At 54.9% G+C, this 14,450-nt stretch carries 11 protein-coding genes; 4 read left to right on the top strand and 7 right to left on the bottom strand.

Translation table 11 applies throughout. The features are described 5' to 3' along the window. Positions 1-16: 16 nt before the first annotated feature. Together D8896_RS16600 and D8896_RS16595 are read left to right on the top strand one after the other, a co-directional pair. Positions 17-1,633 (top strand): McrB family protein, encoded by a 1,617-nt coding sequence (locus D8896_RS16600; RefSeq protein ID WP_162991610.1) that lies wholly within the window; start codon positions 17-19, stop codon positions 1,631-1,633. A 2-nt stretch (positions 1,634-1,635) separates the two neighbouring features. Continuing rightward, the gene (locus D8896_RS16595) at positions 1,636-3,291 is read left to right on the top strand and encodes a DUF2357 domain-containing protein (protein ID WP_121823236.1); all 1,656 of its coding nucleotides are present in this window, start codon (positions 1,636-1,638) and stop codon (positions 3,289-3,291) included. An 85-nt stretch (positions 3,292-3,376) separates the two neighbouring features. On the opposite strand, the gene D8896_RS16590 is transcribed toward D8896_RS16595, so the two are convergent. The 4 genes from D8896_RS16590 to D8896_RS16575 form a co-directional block, all read right to left on the bottom strand. After that, complete coding sequence (locus D8896_RS16590) at positions 3,377-4,924, bottom strand: DNA cytosine methyltransferase (protein WP_121823235.1); 1,548 nt, start codon at positions 4,922-4,924, stop codon at positions 3,377-3,379. Between the two features lie 2 nt (positions 4,925-4,926). Then, complete coding sequence (locus D8896_RS19570; protein ID WP_162991609.1) at positions 4,927-5,169, bottom strand: hypothetical protein; 243 nt, start codon at positions 5,167-5,169, stop codon at positions 4,927-4,929. A 391-nt stretch (positions 5,170-5,560) separates the two neighbouring features. Then, positions 5,561-6,694, bottom strand: coding sequence for a homing endonuclease associated repeat-containing protein (locus D8896_RS19565; protein WP_162991608.1), 1,134 nt, complete (start codon positions 6,692-6,694; stop codon positions 5,561-5,563). 215 nt (positions 6,695-6,909) lie between these two features. After that, positions 6,910-7,809 (bottom strand): replication factor A, encoded by a 900-nt coding sequence (locus D8896_RS16575; RefSeq protein ID WP_121823232.1) that lies wholly within the window; start codon positions 7,807-7,809, stop codon positions 6,910-6,912. A 619-nt stretch (positions 7,810-8,428) separates the two neighbouring features. Between D8896_RS16575 and D8896_RS19775 the strand changes: the two genes are divergently transcribed. Together D8896_RS19775 and D8896_RS16560 are read left to right on the top strand one after the other, a co-directional pair. Next, positions 8,429-8,923 carry a hypothetical protein gene (locus D8896_RS19775; protein WP_205596866.1) on the top strand — a complete coding sequence of 165 codons (495 nt, stop codon included), beginning with the start codon at positions 8,429-8,431 and terminating at the stop codon, positions 8,921-8,923. A 26-nt stretch (positions 8,924-8,949) separates the two neighbouring features. Continuing rightward, positions 8,950-9,336, top strand: coding sequence for a hypothetical protein (locus D8896_RS16560; protein ID WP_121823231.1), 387 nt, complete (start codon positions 8,950-8,952; stop codon positions 9,334-9,336). A gap of 294 nt (positions 9,337-9,630) precedes the next feature. Here the strand turns inward: D8896_RS16560 and D8896_RS16555 are convergent, their stop codons facing one another. The 3 genes from D8896_RS16555 to D8896_RS16545 form a co-directional block, all read right to left on the bottom strand. Then, complete coding sequence (locus D8896_RS16555; protein ID WP_121823230.1) at positions 9,631-12,075, bottom strand: DEAD/DEAH box helicase; 2,445 nt, start codon at positions 12,073-12,075, stop codon at positions 9,631-9,633. Between the two features lie 3 nt (positions 12,076-12,078). Continuing rightward, positions 12,079-13,509: a ribonuclease H-like domain-containing protein gene (locus tag D8896_RS16550; protein ID WP_121823229.1), complete on the bottom strand. Its 1,431-nt coding sequence runs from the start codon at positions 13,507-13,509 to the stop codon at positions 12,079-12,081. Positions 13,510-13,579: 70 nt separating this feature from the next. Next, on the bottom strand, positions 13,580-14,422 hold the full coding sequence (locus D8896_RS16545; RefSeq protein ID WP_121823228.1) for a hypothetical protein: 843 nt from the start codon (positions 14,420-14,422) through the stop codon (positions 13,580-13,582). Positions 14,423-14,450: the final 28 nt, after the last annotated feature.

Raw genomic sequence — 14,450 nt, 5'->3', positions numbered from 1 at the left:
AATCGGGGGATATTCAATGACAGTTGGCGACCGCAAAGAGGACTTTGTAGAGCGGATCAAGAGAGATTCTGACTTTACAGATAACACGGCCCTCAGTAAGATGTTCGGGGTTTCGAACGCTCCTCGCCCGCTCGAAGGGGGTTTCCAGCTCGGTACGGTAAATCTTGAGAGTCTGGATCCCTCGAAAGACGGGATTGTTCTTATCGGACAATATACATTCCATCCCTCGAAGGAACTGTGGTTTGCGGCGTTCTTCCATGACGACTTTTCCACATTCTGTGACCGGCTAGACCGAATGGAAGAGTTTGGCGAGGATGGGAGCGATGGTACTGATGTTCCACACAGCGACCGGAACAACAATGTTCGACCCTATCTTGCAGAGGATGGGCAGGTCTACTTGCACAACAGCGGATATCTCGACAGTCTCAATCCACATCGTCCTGAACTAGAACCGGCCGTCAATATCGACAAACTGGTTGTGACGGTCTATCCCCCGACGTCACCCACCCGCCAGGGTCTGGTCGCAAGGCAATGGATTAGCTATCTCAAGGGAATGGTTGGCGGGAGTAGCTTGGAGGAGATACAGGTCTGGCAGCCTGAACCGTTACCCGATGGTATGCGCCAGTCCCCCCAGGAGCGCGGTCTGGATGAAATAAAAACCGGTATCGAGAACCAGGGTGGCTACTTTTTCGACGAGCAACTAAGACAGTATCACGTTGGTCTCAACCACTTGGACGGGAAACACTTCGTGATTCTCACTGGAATTTCGGGGACCGGGAAAACGAGCCTAGCAATGATGTATGCCCGTGCAGTCCACGGAATTAATAATGAAGACGAAGATGACCCTCTCTTTTTCATCTGTCCTGTTCGGCCTGACTGGACCGACCCAAGTGGTCTGACTGGGTACTATGATCCGCTTTCGGAAGAGTACATAGTCCCTCCCTTCCTCCAAGCTGTACTCACTGCCAACGAGCATCCGGAATCTCCTGTTTTCGTTCTTATCGACGAGATGAATTTGGCGCGAGTAGAGTACTATTTCTCTGATGTCTTAAGCGCAATTGAGACAGGGGAACCAATCACCCTGCACGAGAATTCGGACCCGGTGACTGGAAGCACAGGAGAAGATATCCCTCCAGAGCTAACCGTCCCTGACAACCTGTATATTACTGGAACAGTGAATATAGATGAAACCACTCACCCATTCAGCGATAAGGTTCTGGACCGGGCCGTGACGGTCGATATGTCCGATGTGGACATAGAGGGCTTTCTCGATCACCTCGAAGACGACAACCCATCGCTCAGTGAAGCAATCGAGGCATCTGAGGACCACCTCGTCGACATCTGGAATCTCCTGGAGCCTCACGGTCTCGGGTTTGGTTACAGAGTTACCGAGGAGATTGTGAGATACGTAGGATTTGCACAGGATGAGGACCTCGGGAGCGACCGCGAAAATCTCGACCACGCAGTCGCACAGAAGATACTTGTAAAGCTGAATGGGTCACAGAGTGAGCGGCAACTCCTCGTTGATCTCCAAGACAAGTTTGAAACTGAGAACATGCCGGAATGCAAGGAGATCGTTTCCAGACTCCTTGATGAATTGGATGAGATGGGCTCTTTCCAGAGCATGCGGTGAACATGACCGAGCTTCGTGTCCGTAAACGGGAGTCATCGGGAGAATGGTGGCGGATATGGCCCGACACCTGCGATATACCCTCCGGGATTATTGAGGAGAACGAGGAGTACGAGTTCGAACTGGTTGATGTAGAATCCCCTGATGAAACCACACTCTCCATTGATGGAACACCGCTTGAAGCTCTGCGGAGTCCCGATGACAGAACTGCCCGATGGGCTTGGTCTCCTGGTTTCTATAGCGGGCTCGTTCGAATCGACATCGGATTCGCTACCGGAAAACGTGCCAGGGCGGAAATAGAAATCGATCCGCAAGTTGCCAAACTCGCCCGTGATCGCTACAACCGGATGATTGAGGATATTCTCGAAGATACGACCGCCCTGTTTTCTATTGGGCCGTATCGGGCTGGAATCGGACAGGGCTTCCATCATAAACTTCCCCCAATCGCCCGTCTCGAATATATTCAGTCACGACTCCCGCGTATCGTAGAGGTTGTCAACAAAATCGATGAAAATCCGGTTCGTGTACTGAAAAGCCGGGAACAGGAGGTCAGCCATCATGAAGCGAGAAAGGTTACAGGGAGAGAATTGGTCAAGTCACTGCGGTCGGGAACGGTTCTAGAGGAAACACGGGAACCCGGTTCACTTCCAGAGAGTCTCGACGGTATCTATCCTGCAACCATTCGGAAGCAATCGGTTGAGACGGGCCTCGACATTCAGGAGCATCGTGAGATTAAAGCTGCTCTTGTCACCTGGAAAGACTGGTTGCTGGCAGTTTCAGATTGTCTTGAGGCTGCTGTTGATGACTCGGAACTCGGTCGTCGAAGGTCTCGCTGGGCGGCACGATGCCGGAGAATGTCTGACCGGCTCAGTCAGCTGCTTGAACTTTCGCTATTTGAATCGGTCGCCGATATTTCTGATACTCCGACTATCAGTTCTATATACCGCCGGAAACCCCATTATCGGGAGTTCTTTCACCTGTATCAAGAAATAGAACAGGGTCTGTCCCGTGTAACGGGAGACGCCCTTGAGGTACCTATTTCGAGAACTTACGACCTCTACGAGTTGTGGTGTTTCCTTCGTATCGCAAGAGCCCTTGCCGAAGACACCCGAGTTGATGACCCAGACGTTTCGGACCTGTTCAAGGAGACTGGCCCTGGCGAACTAGTTCTCGCGACAAATAGTGTGACGCTGGAGTATGGGGATGATTTCATACTGGCCTATCAGAAGAGCTTCGGGGAATACTGGAGGGAAGACGATAGGGTGGGTTCAATTTCACGACTGATGAGACCAGATATTGCTATTATAGGTGATGATGAGCCGCAAGAAATGCTCATTCTGGATGCGAAATACCGTGTTGATGCTGGACTGAATGAAGCTCTCTCCTCGGTGCACACGTACCGGGATGCTATAGTTCGGGAGAAGGAAGATGGGAGTATCGTCAGGTTGGTTTCCGGCAGCTTTCTCCTGTCTCCACATGAGGCAGAACCTGTTCCAGACTGGAGAACGGCGTCGTTACCTGACCGGCTATTCGACGACAGCTACAGGAATGAGTTCTCGATTGGTGCCGCACCGCTCAAGCCAGGAATGAGTTTGGAAGAGATTCGAGATAGCATCGAGAAGCTCTGTGACGATGCCGGTATTTCCTTCTACGGGAGCTGAAGCAGAGGGTGGCATCATATTACCTTGCCCCGAAATTGACGGGGATATTATTCTTCCTTTAGCAATACCTGCAAAAGTAGACTAGTCAGGCAGAATGAACCTTTTTGTGTCGACTCTTCCCGTCATCGGAAACCGGAAGCACCTCCGAGATCTTCGTTGCGAGTGAGAGAGCCAGTAGCGGAGGGACGGCATTTCCAATCTGGCGAAACGCCGGGTTCATTGTACCCTCGAATTCGAAGCCATCTGGGAAGGATTGTAAACGAGCGCCTTCGCGCACGGAGAGGGTCCGGGCTTGCTCATCGTCGTAGTGAATATGGGTGTAGCTGTCCTTCTGAAGATGAGCCATGAGCGTCCGGACTGGATTATCCCTCTCCATTTTCCACCATTTGTTGGGGAATTTGTCGGTGCTGTAGGGGGGAACTATGGAGTCTTTTAGCTCCTCGTATTCTTCTGACCCGGGTTCAGGCCTTTCACCCTGTTCTTCCAGTTCTTGGAGTTTTTCGCGGAACAGATCCATTGCATGTTCGTGAGCCGCGGGATATTCGTCCCCCTCATTCATCCGTCGGAAGATGGGGTAATCACGAGGGAGGTTTCGGATGGTATGGTCCCAGACGCCATCTGAACTCTCGAATCCCGGCCAGTTTCGCATTTTCTCTGCGTAATCGGAGTGAGAGGAGCCAGGGTACGGTGAAAGATCATCGAACCGTCTTGCCCCTCGCTCTAGTTCTCCCCGAAGGTGCCGGGTTATCTCGGGTAAATCACCAATTGCCTCGTGGGCAGTCACAGCGGACGGGAGATCATCTTCGGGTTCAGGGATGGGAGAGAAGTACGTCTTCTTCCTCGTTGGGTCCTCCAGAGTAGTCTGTGGTGTCTCGACCTCCTGAAGAGCTACATCCCGTGACCCTTGATACCCGGACGGTAGTTCATGGTAGTGAGTGGGCTCCGGGAACTCGGGGTCTGCGGCGACGTCTTCATGATAGGCCAGAAGGAACATCCGTTCACGCATCTGGGGAACCCCATAATATGACGCGTTTAGCAAAGTGTATCGAGGGGAGTAGCCAAGCTCATCCAGTACTTCGGCTACTTCCCGAGCAATATTGTGCCCGTCATAATTCAGAATGTCCGGAACGTTCTCGATCAGAATCACCGCTGGCTTGGTCTTCTGAACGAATTCCAGATACTGTAGATAGAGGTTACTTCTCGGGTCATTGAGGAAGGCCTCTGGGTCCTCTGCGACATCTCTTAGCTTTGCACGTCCCACCCGGGTGTAGGCCTGACATGGGGGACCGCCGACCAGAACGTCTACATCGCGTCCGACCTCGTTCAGATTGGGATGTTCCTCAACGTACTCCTCGGGGTCAACCTCGGAGATATCTCGAGCTTTTGAATGGAATTTCTTCACCGCTGAAGATGCTTCTCGATGGATATTCTCCGCATACGTTGAAGCGGCGTAATCGTTCTTCTCGATGCCGCCAACTATTTCGTAGCCAGCGGTCTCGAAGCCCAGTGAGAGGCCGCCGCAACCTGCGAATAAATCAAGAACGCGCATCTCTCCGGTCTGGCGCATACGATCCAGTTTATTTCTGATAAGTCCATCCTCACCGACAGCCTTGAAATCGTCTACAGGAGTCATCTCTATGCACCCTCCGCTGTTCCAGATGGAGCTTTTTCAGGTAGCCAGACGCGGCGAGCAGGGCCGTATCTGTCCGTTACTACCTCATTAGTGGCTTCTGCGACATCTACGTATTTACTAGCAGTATTGCGCGAAACGTCGAGACGGTCAGCAACCTCTCGGACCATTAACGGACCTCCTTCGGCGTCCCTGAGTGCTTCCACGAGTCTCTCGATTTTTTCCTCGTCGACCACAGCTATCGCCATCAGATTGGTCCCTCCATTACTTCAAACCCACTTACTTACCTCATATACTTATTGATTATGCACTTCGATTTGAGTAAGCGCTTATGCACAACGTAGGCTGAACTGTTCTATCATTTTGACCCACACCTGTGTTGTCGGATCCGTTCTGACAATCCGACTTTCCCACAGACGGGACACTCCCGTATGGGTGGCGGCGGTAGGTCGTTCCAGGCGTCCAGTGCGGCCGCTAACTGTGCGTCCACGATTGGCGAGTCGGTCGTGTGGCGGGCTTCGCGGAGGTGAATGCGAAGCCGTTCGCGGGCCGTGAGTGTCGTGTCGTCGGCCATAGTGGAACGGATTCGCTGCTGTCCCTGCCCCCCATCGTGGGGGCGAGCAACACCTCTCTGAGCGGTTAGCGAATATCGGGCTGGAGCGGAGCGAACTCCTCCCACATCGTATGGTGGCGCTGACAGAGCGTAATCAGGTTCTCAAGTCGGTTTGACCGTTCATAATCCAGTACTCCGTCGCCATCGATGAATGCACCAAGCGGCGTAATGTGGTGGACGTTCAGGTCACGGTCCCAGCGCTCGCGATGGGTCTCGCGGTCAATCGGACAGCCCGGCATCTGGCACTCGAAGCTGTCCCGTTCCAAGGCGCGTTTGCGCTGCTTGTACCAGTTTGGGCCGTATGAGATGTCCCCGTAGCCACCCTTCCAAGTGGGGTGATCTGGGCCGCTCGGATGGCCGCGATATTCCATCCCGGCTGCCTCCACAGCCCGCTTCCATGATCCATATCGTCGGATGTACGGATAGATCGTGATCTCCCCGTGTTCTCTCATATCCACAGTTGAGGGGACATGCCCCAGTTCATCGCAGAGCCGAGTGAGCTCCGTCAGTAACTCTTCATCCGGAATATTTCGTCGCGTATGTGGGTCAAAACCTGCCTCCTGAAGTGCAGCGTTCCAGCTACCGAATCGCCGGTGGGCGACTTTCGTTGCGTACGCTCCTTGTTCATCCATTTCGTAAGCGGTCGGTGGCCGCCCAAGGTCCTCTCCGAGAGTCTGAATCGCTGAGATTACTTCTTTCGGTGTAACCTTGGCCGATTTCGTTGTCGATAGCTCTGCAGCGTCCAGTCCGGTATTCCACGATCCGAATCGTCGTTTCACCACAGCTGGAGACACTTCCCCATGTGCCTTCATTTCCGACACTGACGGAGAGTGACCGAGCATCTCGGCCACGCGCTGTAAGTCGTCGATTACCTCCGTTTCTGAGTAGGATTGATCGAGTGGTTCAAGCCCCGCCTCGTGTAGTCCTTCTTCCCAACTCCCGAACGTTGATTGGACGGCACCAGCTGTGAACTCTGTCTCTTCCTCAACCTCGGGTTGCATCGGCGTTCGGCCTTTTTGTTCGGCGACGCGTCTGAGCTCCTCAATGATGTGGTCCGGTGTGATTGACCGCTTGTGGCCTGCTATGTGGGCAGCAATCTCGACGTTCGTTTCGAACGATTCGCCGCAGATGTCGCACGTGTAGTCTCCTTCGACTTTCATGCGTAGCTCCGAGCGTTGGGCACGCCCGCACCCCTCGTGGGGTGGGACAAACACGCCCGGTCGCGCACTGTTTCCCCCGATTTCAGGGATAAATCTCAGACCGGGTCTCGTGGTTGTGGCTGCGCGCGCAGCGAAGCGAGCACGGAGCGGAGGGTGGGGCGGCGGGGTCAGGGTCGGTCCGGCACACAGCAAAAAAAGAAGGCTGCTCCGATTGGCTATTCGTCCCACCAGCGGCCACGCTCCGGGAAATGAAGGGTTGACCAGCCAGTGACGGCTAGTGAAACGCGTCCTTCGTACCAATTTCTCGCTGCTCCGTGGATGCGCACCCGTTCACCTTCTTCGACCCAGGGGGCATTCGATTTCTCCCAGATCGTCACCTTCGTTTTCCCGCTTTCGTCTGCGATCAGGCCAACTTGAGCGATGGCTGGCGAGTCACTATCCCAAAGCACCTCGATTTGACCTTCGACACTCACTTCTTTGCGATCGACGTCCTCGAGCTTCCCGATTGGAACCACCTGCCCCGGCGCCGTCTGCAACTCCTCGAACACCCGCACGACCGCACTCGTCAGGTCCCGGCCGTCGACGGCTGCGTCGGCCAGGCGTCGACTGATCGCCGCACGCGACCAGCCATCCACCCGCGTCGCGAGTCGGTCTGCCTCCGTGTTCACTGTCGCCAGTTCATCCTGGGAGAGTGCTGCCCGGGGATCATCCCGGTCGGGGTCGGCCATCGGGTCCACGCTCGCGGCCCGTTTCTGGAACTCCCGCCGGCGCTGCTTACTCCCTTGTGCGGCGACCGCTCGCGTGCGCTGCTCCCGACCGTCCTGCGTGCCCAGCTCGGCCTGGGCACTGATGCGCTCCAGTTCGGCGTCCCGCGCCCGAATGCGCTCCTCCTGTTCGAGGCTGACACCGTGAATCCGGTCCTTGCTCGTGTCCGCGATCCCGTCCGGGTGGTTCGCATCCACCTTCGCCTGCGTCTCCTGCTCGACCGCCGCCTCGAACTCCGGCGTCTCGTCGACGACCGGGAAGCCGTCTTCATCGACCGCCTGACCGCCCGCTTTCTCGAATGCCTGTTCATCCACCGTAACGACCTTTCCGCTAGCGTTGTTACTAGACATTGGAGTTCACCAACTCCGAAGGCGCTCACGCGCCGACACCGCGATGCTCCAACATCGCGGTTTTCCGACGACAACGACCGACAGAACCATCTGCGCGCTCTCGCTCGCGCCTTCGCGAGCGCCCTACCGGGCGCGAGCGAGAGCGCGCCTGCATGAGATGGCCCCAACCAGCACCGCGCGCCGACCCGCCCGGAGCGAGCGGCCAGCGCATTCCCCGTTCGCCGCGACGCAACTACGTCCGTCGCGGTCGGCGGAGCCGAGGTCCACAGGACCCGAACGGGTGAAGCGCTGGCGTCGAGGGCACATGCACTTTAGCCCGGCAGTCCGCCCGCTACTGCAGGCAGACCGCCCGGAATGGTCGGTCGCGAGCGACGCGGAGGGCGGCAGCGGCGAGCGGGGCGGGCCGTTATGTAACCAGAGAGGATATCCCTCGGTGCGCCTCCTTATCAGAACCGCTATTTCGTACTGAAGTCCACGAGCACTGATAGAAACCGTGTGCTGAATACACAGCGCAAGTCTGGCAGGAGTACAAAGATTGTAGGCCGCCACTCCATTTTTATCAATCAAGTCATCCAGACTATCCCTCATTTCAAGTGGGATGAATGGCAATTAATGAGATATGGCGGACTATCCCAATTTAGACGAACTGGAGAAACTCTGGCCAGAGGAGGGGTATGCTATTATCATTGAAGACGGAATGAAGCCCCCCGATAGTGATGATTTCGTGGATGTTCTAAATGAGTCCGACACCCCCGACGTTGAACTGCCAGCGCCAAAGAGTTCGTATTCGTACTGGGTCCACGACGCCCACGGGAACAGATACGGCCGTGAGGAGTGGGGAGCGTTTCGGACACTCACTAACGCTGTAGACGAGGTTTTGACCGAATACCCTGTCAAGGACAAGCTCCAAGAACTGAAGGAGAAAGGAAGGCGATGGTGGAAGCGAGACGATATTATTTGGTTCGAGATCGTACTCAGTCTCTCAACTTTGCGGGGATCCTATGGATCACAGATTGTCGTTGACGACGACGGCGCATCGATGAACACCGCTACGGTAGCGTTGCCTTCCGAACACTCAACCAAGTTGATCCAGATCATCGGTATTCGTATTTAGAATCCCGACTGTACGGGAATGTGGCAATGCATCCGACGAAAGCGGAGGCGATGGTGAGTAACTTCGAACTCATCAAAGAATCCTACGGCGACCCAAAAGGGGTGAAGGAGGCGTTTAAACAGAGAGATGGTGTGGAGGCGAAAATGGAGTTTCTCAAGCAGTTCGATTGGATTGGAGATAAGTATGCCCGAAATATCCCTATGGATCTCTATCTTGAAGACTTCCGAGAGTTCATCGCCATCGATAGTCGGATAGAAGGAATCCTGCGGGAGAGCGGCTATCCGTTTGAAAAGCGGGACTATGATAATCACGAGCAGTTTCTACAGGCCATCGCGGCCGAACTCGGCCTGGAACCTTGGGAGTTGGACCGAACGCTCTATAACTTTGATGATGAGATTCATACAGTACTGTGATTGCTACCCCGTATTCAGTGCTATATCTATTCTCTATACGCAGCAAACTCAGGATCATGTGTCTGAAAATCGAGCGACCAGCGGATCTACATCCACTCTGGAGGACCAGAGCGTCTGCTAACGGGTACGAGGACGTCCGGCGAGGCTTCTAAATCTCTTTGCTTTGTCATACGTTCAGTATTTTGGTCTGGATCGAAATACCGTGGCCGGTGTTCATGAGCGAAGGTAAGCAGCTCTCTACGCATGCGTTAGTAATCGACTGGTGATAAAAATGTGTAGCAGGTTGTCAGAGAGTCAGGTTGATTGGTTGGAAATTCTTCTTACCTGTTCCAGCGCCTTCTCGAGCAACCCAACAGAGGCTGGTCGGTGGAGCGGTTCGTTTTGATTTCCACATTGACTACTCATCAAGCAGGCTGGACAGCCGATATCACGGCCGCAGTCACAGCCATCGATCCGCTCAAGCGTCCGCTGAGCAACCGCCTCAAAGTTCTCGTAGATGCTGTGGGAGAATCCGATACCGCCCTCAACAGCGTCGTGGATGAACCAAACCGGGCTATCGACCTCGGAATGGCGAAGAGTAGACAATCCACCCATGTCGCTATTGTCTAGACGGAGCTCCAAGGGTGCCATTTTGATCATCCCGTGCTCGCCTCCGTGGAGCCCACCGGCCATGGTAAACTTTTCTTCGCCCATGGAGGGGAACTCAGACTTCTCGGTCGGCCGAATATAGGACTCTACTGGAATCTCTCGTAGAACCTGATCGACTGCCTCGTTCGGGAACGCGATCCACATAAGCTGCGTTCGAATCGAAATCGGATCTAGGTCAATAGGCACCATGGCATTGACCATCTCGCCGGAATGGATGTTCCTCACGTTGTAGGCGCTGTAGTTGATGTGAACTGTCCCCATTCCGGCACAGAGCTGATAGCCGTTATCGAGCTCGTAGGATCGTTCGACTTCCAAGTCGGTGATCCGCTTATCGTGGATCGCCTGGGTGTAGTTTGGTGAGTGTGACTCCTCGAGGGTCACATACGGACGGATTCGATCTTCTACAACTTCCTGAACCTCATATTGGTCACCATCATGTAGAACTAAGGCACCGGGGTAGAACTCCCGATAAACCCGTTCTTTATCGAGGGGTTCCATGTCGATTTCGCCGTCTAGTTGACGGACCTCGTATTGCTCGTCAGTCGTGGCGTACATCGAGATGTCACTCTGGGGCCGAGCGGATCCGTTGTGCTGCGCACCACGGTCTAGGTCACCCACCATCTGTCCGGCCGCTTGCCACATATCGATGGTCCGAGCCAACCGGTCCTCTGACCCGAACCACTTCGCATCGGACTGCGTTAGCGGCCGTTCAGATGCTGCACAGAGAACGTGCTTGGCATAGACTGGGTTGTTCGAGAGGTCGACCACGGCATCCTCGACGTTCTCTTCGAGGACGTATTCTGGGTTGTTCAGGATGTACTGGTCGATAGCATCGGACTGTGTCACGAACACGGAGAGGGAGTCGGTCGTGCCACGACCCGCACGACCGATGCGTTGCCAGAAGGACTGCCGAGTCCCGGGATACCCCGCAAGTACTGTGGCGTCCATGGACCCGATGTCGATCCCCAACTCTAGTGCACTCGTGGAGATGACTCCATCGAGATCGTTGCTGCCGAGCTGATTTTCCACGGAACGGCGTTTCCGTTTACTAAGCCCAGCGTGATAGGGCTCGATATTGACGTACTGGCCTCCGGGGTGGTTCCGAGCAGCGTTCATCGCGCGCTTCACACCGATTTCCGTGCCCTGCCGCGAGTCAGTGAACATCAGCGTCTGAACGTCGTTTTTCGCTAGATGGACGAGTGCCCCCGCGGCCTCATCGTCGGCGTTCCGTCGCATCGAGGGGATGATCTCGTCTTCTGCCAATCCATCGACGGCGCCATCTGTCTCTTGAAGTGGTGGCTCCCAGAACGCGATCTCTCGGCGACCGTGTGGGCTCCCGTCCTCATCGATCACTTCGAAGTCGGCCCCTGTCAACAGTTCAGAGTGTTCACGTGGGTTCCCAATGGTGGCCGTTGAACAGACGAGCTGGGGAGCTGACCCATAGTGTTCCAGTAATCGGCGGAGTCGACGAACAACCCACGAGACATGCATCCCATGAACACCAGTATATGTGTGACACTCGTCGATGGCCACGAGCTCACAGTTCTGGAAGGCATCTCGCCACTTCATGTGGGAGTCCAGATACTGGTTGATTCCCGCAAAATTGGAAATGACGACGTCGACGCGGTCTCTGATGAGCTTTTTCCGGTCGTCCTTCGTATCACCGTCGTATGTCTCGGCGAGAGCGTCGATTCCGAGCTTGTCGAAAAGGTCGTTGATCGTCCGTTCTTGGTCCGCGCTGAGTGCCTTCGTCGGGTAAAGGAACAGTGCACGGGCGTCCGGACTCTGCAGCTTCCGAATGCAGAAGTAGAGCGTATAGATCCACGTCTTCCCGGAGGACGTGGATGTGGAGACTGTCACGTTGTTGTCCGCTTGTAACTCCTGGATCGCCGCTGCCTGATGGCTGTAGAGGTCGTGATCGATCTTCTCTGCGAGCGTATCCGGAAGCACCTCGGTAGCTGGGACCCTTTCTGCTTCCTTCGGCGGGTCGGTGATCGTATCGGCAAGCTGACCTTCGTAGTCCGGAAACGTCTCTTCGAGCGCTTCGGTATTCAGGACCGTATCGAGTGTTGGGGTGTTGTTATCGCTCATTGGTTAGAAATCGCTGAGTGTTCCTTGAGATGTGGAGTCGTTCGTCGTCGAACCCGACCCACTACTGGTCACCGTCATTCGGTGTGTGGCTGTTGCAACCTGTTCGTAGATGTAGGCGAGTGCGCGGACGTCGTCCTCACAGTAGCGCTTGTGGCGTTCCCAATCTAACTCAGTATCTGCACACGGGTTTGCTGCATATCGTTGGAACAGCCGGCCAACTTCGGCACCCGTTAATCCCGTGTCCAGTGGGTCCCATCCGAGTGCTGTTGCCACGTCTTCCAGTTTGTTCGTCAGTCCTGGAAGGGCCGCATTGTTCTCTCGAACCGCCCAATCGTAGAGATCGAACCGATGCGTACTCGTCCAAAAGTCGAGGTACTGTGGACAGTGCTCTCCGATGTGTTCTTCGATTACTGGGAAGTCAAACTTCCAGCCGTTGTAGGCGACGATGGGTCGATTGTTTCCGAACTCTGAGAGCCAAGACAGGAACGCTTCCAGTGCAACTTCCGGTTTTCTCGGATCGGTTTCGATGAACGACATATAGCGGTCACGGACATAGACGCCGATGAGCCAGATGATCGTCGGGTTGAGGCCATCCGTCTCGATGTCGATGAAGACCGGTTCCTTCTCGGGGAGACTTGCTCCTGGAGCTTTCCGTACCTCTCCTTGTTCGATTACCTGTGCAGATTCGATAGCGGTTCTGGCAGTCTTCTGGCCAAGCCCAGAAAGCTTTGAAACCTCATTCACTGAGGCCGATTCGAGTGCTTGACGGGTTTGAATTCCGGCCTCCCGCAGCGTCTCTGCTCGTGATCGCCCGATTTGATCGACTGCCTGAAGACCAAATTTGCCCAGTTCTCGGGTTTTCCCCCCAACGATACCGTCTTCTTGGAGTTCGAAATGAGCGACGCCTGCTCCACTCGCCCCCTGCTGTTTGTTTGCCCCAGGCATCACGCCTTGAACGTCAATCCCGTCCCACTCCGCGCGATATTCGGGATTTGCTTCGATGGTGAGGTGCGTAAAGTCGTCAAGCGCACCGTGTTCCATGAAGGGAGTTCGATACTCCTCCAAGCCATCGAGGTGGGCTTCCAAGTGGATCAGGTCGACAGAGACACTCAATTGGTCGGTGAGGATGTAGCATTCTCGGCGATTCTCTGGTGTCCCGGTTTGGGTCAGCTGGATGGTTTCCTCAAGAGCGCTCGGCGTAGCGGCCCAGATCAAGCGTGTGTCGCTGTCCTTTGCGATCTGGGTGGCTCGCCTATCTGCGAGGGGTTGCGTCATCACCTCTACGGAATCACCAACTGTGTCGGTGAGGAACCGCTGGTGAACTTGATTCGGAGTAAACACTACCTCTGAATCGAAATAATGGATGACGTCCCGGAGTTGATTCCTCTCGCACCGATCAATCGTCAGTTCAGGTAAGACTGTGAGCCCGATCATGAACGAGACTTCCGTGGCTGCTCTGCGCTGTGTGTTCCTCGGAGAATTGTGATTGATCTCTTCATCGGAGTCACCTACGCTTCTCTCCTTTTGCGAGTGCAAGGTCACACTGTGAACGGAAGCGACAGCTGACACACTGCTTCCAGTGATTCGCACCGTCTGGGTTATCGCCACCGTCTCGCCAGAATGCTGCGAATGCTCTGAGCTGCTTGCCTCGTTTACTATCCCGTTCGTACGAAATGGGATGCCGCCGGATATGTGGGTGAAGCGTGGACCCCTCGTTAAGCTTCACGGAGATCTCATCACCGTCCTCAGCGGCAAGCAAGAGCTGTGCCCTGCTTACCTCGACGGCGTCGAACTTAGACTGCGGGTATTTGAGATAGCGAACCGAAAGATCCGAGACATCAAATCCAATTCGATCTAGCAGGTTGCCGTGACACCAGAGCAAGAACTCTTCGTTCGGGAAGAGTCGCTCTGTGTACGCTTCTTTCGTCACTCCTCGAACGAGGGTTAATTGCGATGGCTGGCTGTTCACGAACCGAAGAAACATCGGGCAACCCACCAAAACCATGTTCACCAGTTCGTACGCGAGTGGGGGATAGAGGAGCGAGACGTCTCCTGATTGTATATCATCCCAAACATCCTCAAGCGTATACTCATCATCGCTTGATGCCGTGGTTTCAGCTAGCTCGCTATGTTGTTCCCGACCCCGAACGAGGCGCTTTGGGAGTGATTCATCGTCCCACCCCTGTGCCCGTTGAAACTGTGCTTTCTGCTCGCAGTAGTGCTGTGTATCAAGCAAATTCAGCGGTATGATTCGATCTGTGTCTTCATCCGCTAGTGAGTCAAGCAGCGATAACTGGTTCCGAGCGATTTCCGAGAGCGCTGTTGTGTGTCCCTGGCTCCCAGCCATGTCAGTTGGTACACGTCCATACCCCATA

Origin of the sequence: Halostella salina (assembly GCF_003675855.1) — an archaeon.
Taxonomy (GTDB): Archaea; Halobacteriota; Halobacteria; order Halobacteriales; family Natronoarchaeaceae; genus Halostella; species Halostella salina.
This window is presented reverse-complemented; position numbering and strand designations above follow the sequence as displayed.

What these genes read in the sequence shown, in the direction of transcription:
- D8896_RS16600 (WP_162991610.1), top strand. Translation starts at nt 17, where the DNA reads ATGACAGTTGGCGACCGCAAAGAGGACTTTGTAGAGCGGATCAAGAGA.
- D8896_RS16595 (WP_121823236.1), top strand. Translation starts at nt 1,636, where the DNA reads ATGACCGAGCTTCGTGTCCGTAAACGGGAGTCATCGGGAGAATGGTGG.
- D8896_RS16590 (WP_121823235.1), bottom strand. Translation starts at nt 4,924, where the DNA reads ATGACTCCTGTAGACGATTTCAAGGCTGTCGGTGAGGATGGACTTATC.
- D8896_RS19570 (WP_162991609.1), bottom strand. Translation starts at nt 5,169, where the DNA reads ATGGCGATAGCTGTGGTCGACGAGGAAAAAATCGAGAGACTCGTGGAA.
- D8896_RS19565 (WP_162991608.1), bottom strand. Translation starts at nt 6,694, where the DNA reads ATGAAAGTCGAAGGAGACTACACGTGCGACATCTGCGGCGAATCGTTC.
- D8896_RS16575 (WP_121823232.1), bottom strand. Translation starts at nt 7,809, where the DNA reads ATGTCTAGTAACAACGCTAGCGGAAAGGTCGTTACGGTGGATGAACAG.
- D8896_RS19775 (WP_205596866.1), top strand. Translation starts at nt 8,429, where the DNA reads ATGGCGGACTATCCCAATTTAGACGAACTGGAGAAACTCTGGCCAGAG.
- D8896_RS16560 (WP_121823231.1), top strand. Translation starts at nt 8,950, where the DNA reads ATGCATCCGACGAAAGCGGAGGCGATGGTGAGTAACTTCGAACTCATC.
- D8896_RS16555 (WP_121823230.1), bottom strand. Translation starts at nt 12,075, where the DNA reads ATGAGCGATAACAACACCCCAACACTCGATACGGTCCTGAATACCGAA.
- D8896_RS16550 (WP_121823229.1), bottom strand. Translation starts at nt 13,509, where the DNA reads ATGATCGGGCTCACAGTCTTACCTGAACTGACGATTGATCGGTGCGAG.
- D8896_RS16545 (WP_121823228.1), bottom strand. Translation starts at nt 14,422, where the DNA reads ATGGCTGGGAGCCAGGGACACACAACAGCGCTCTCGGAAATCGCTCGG.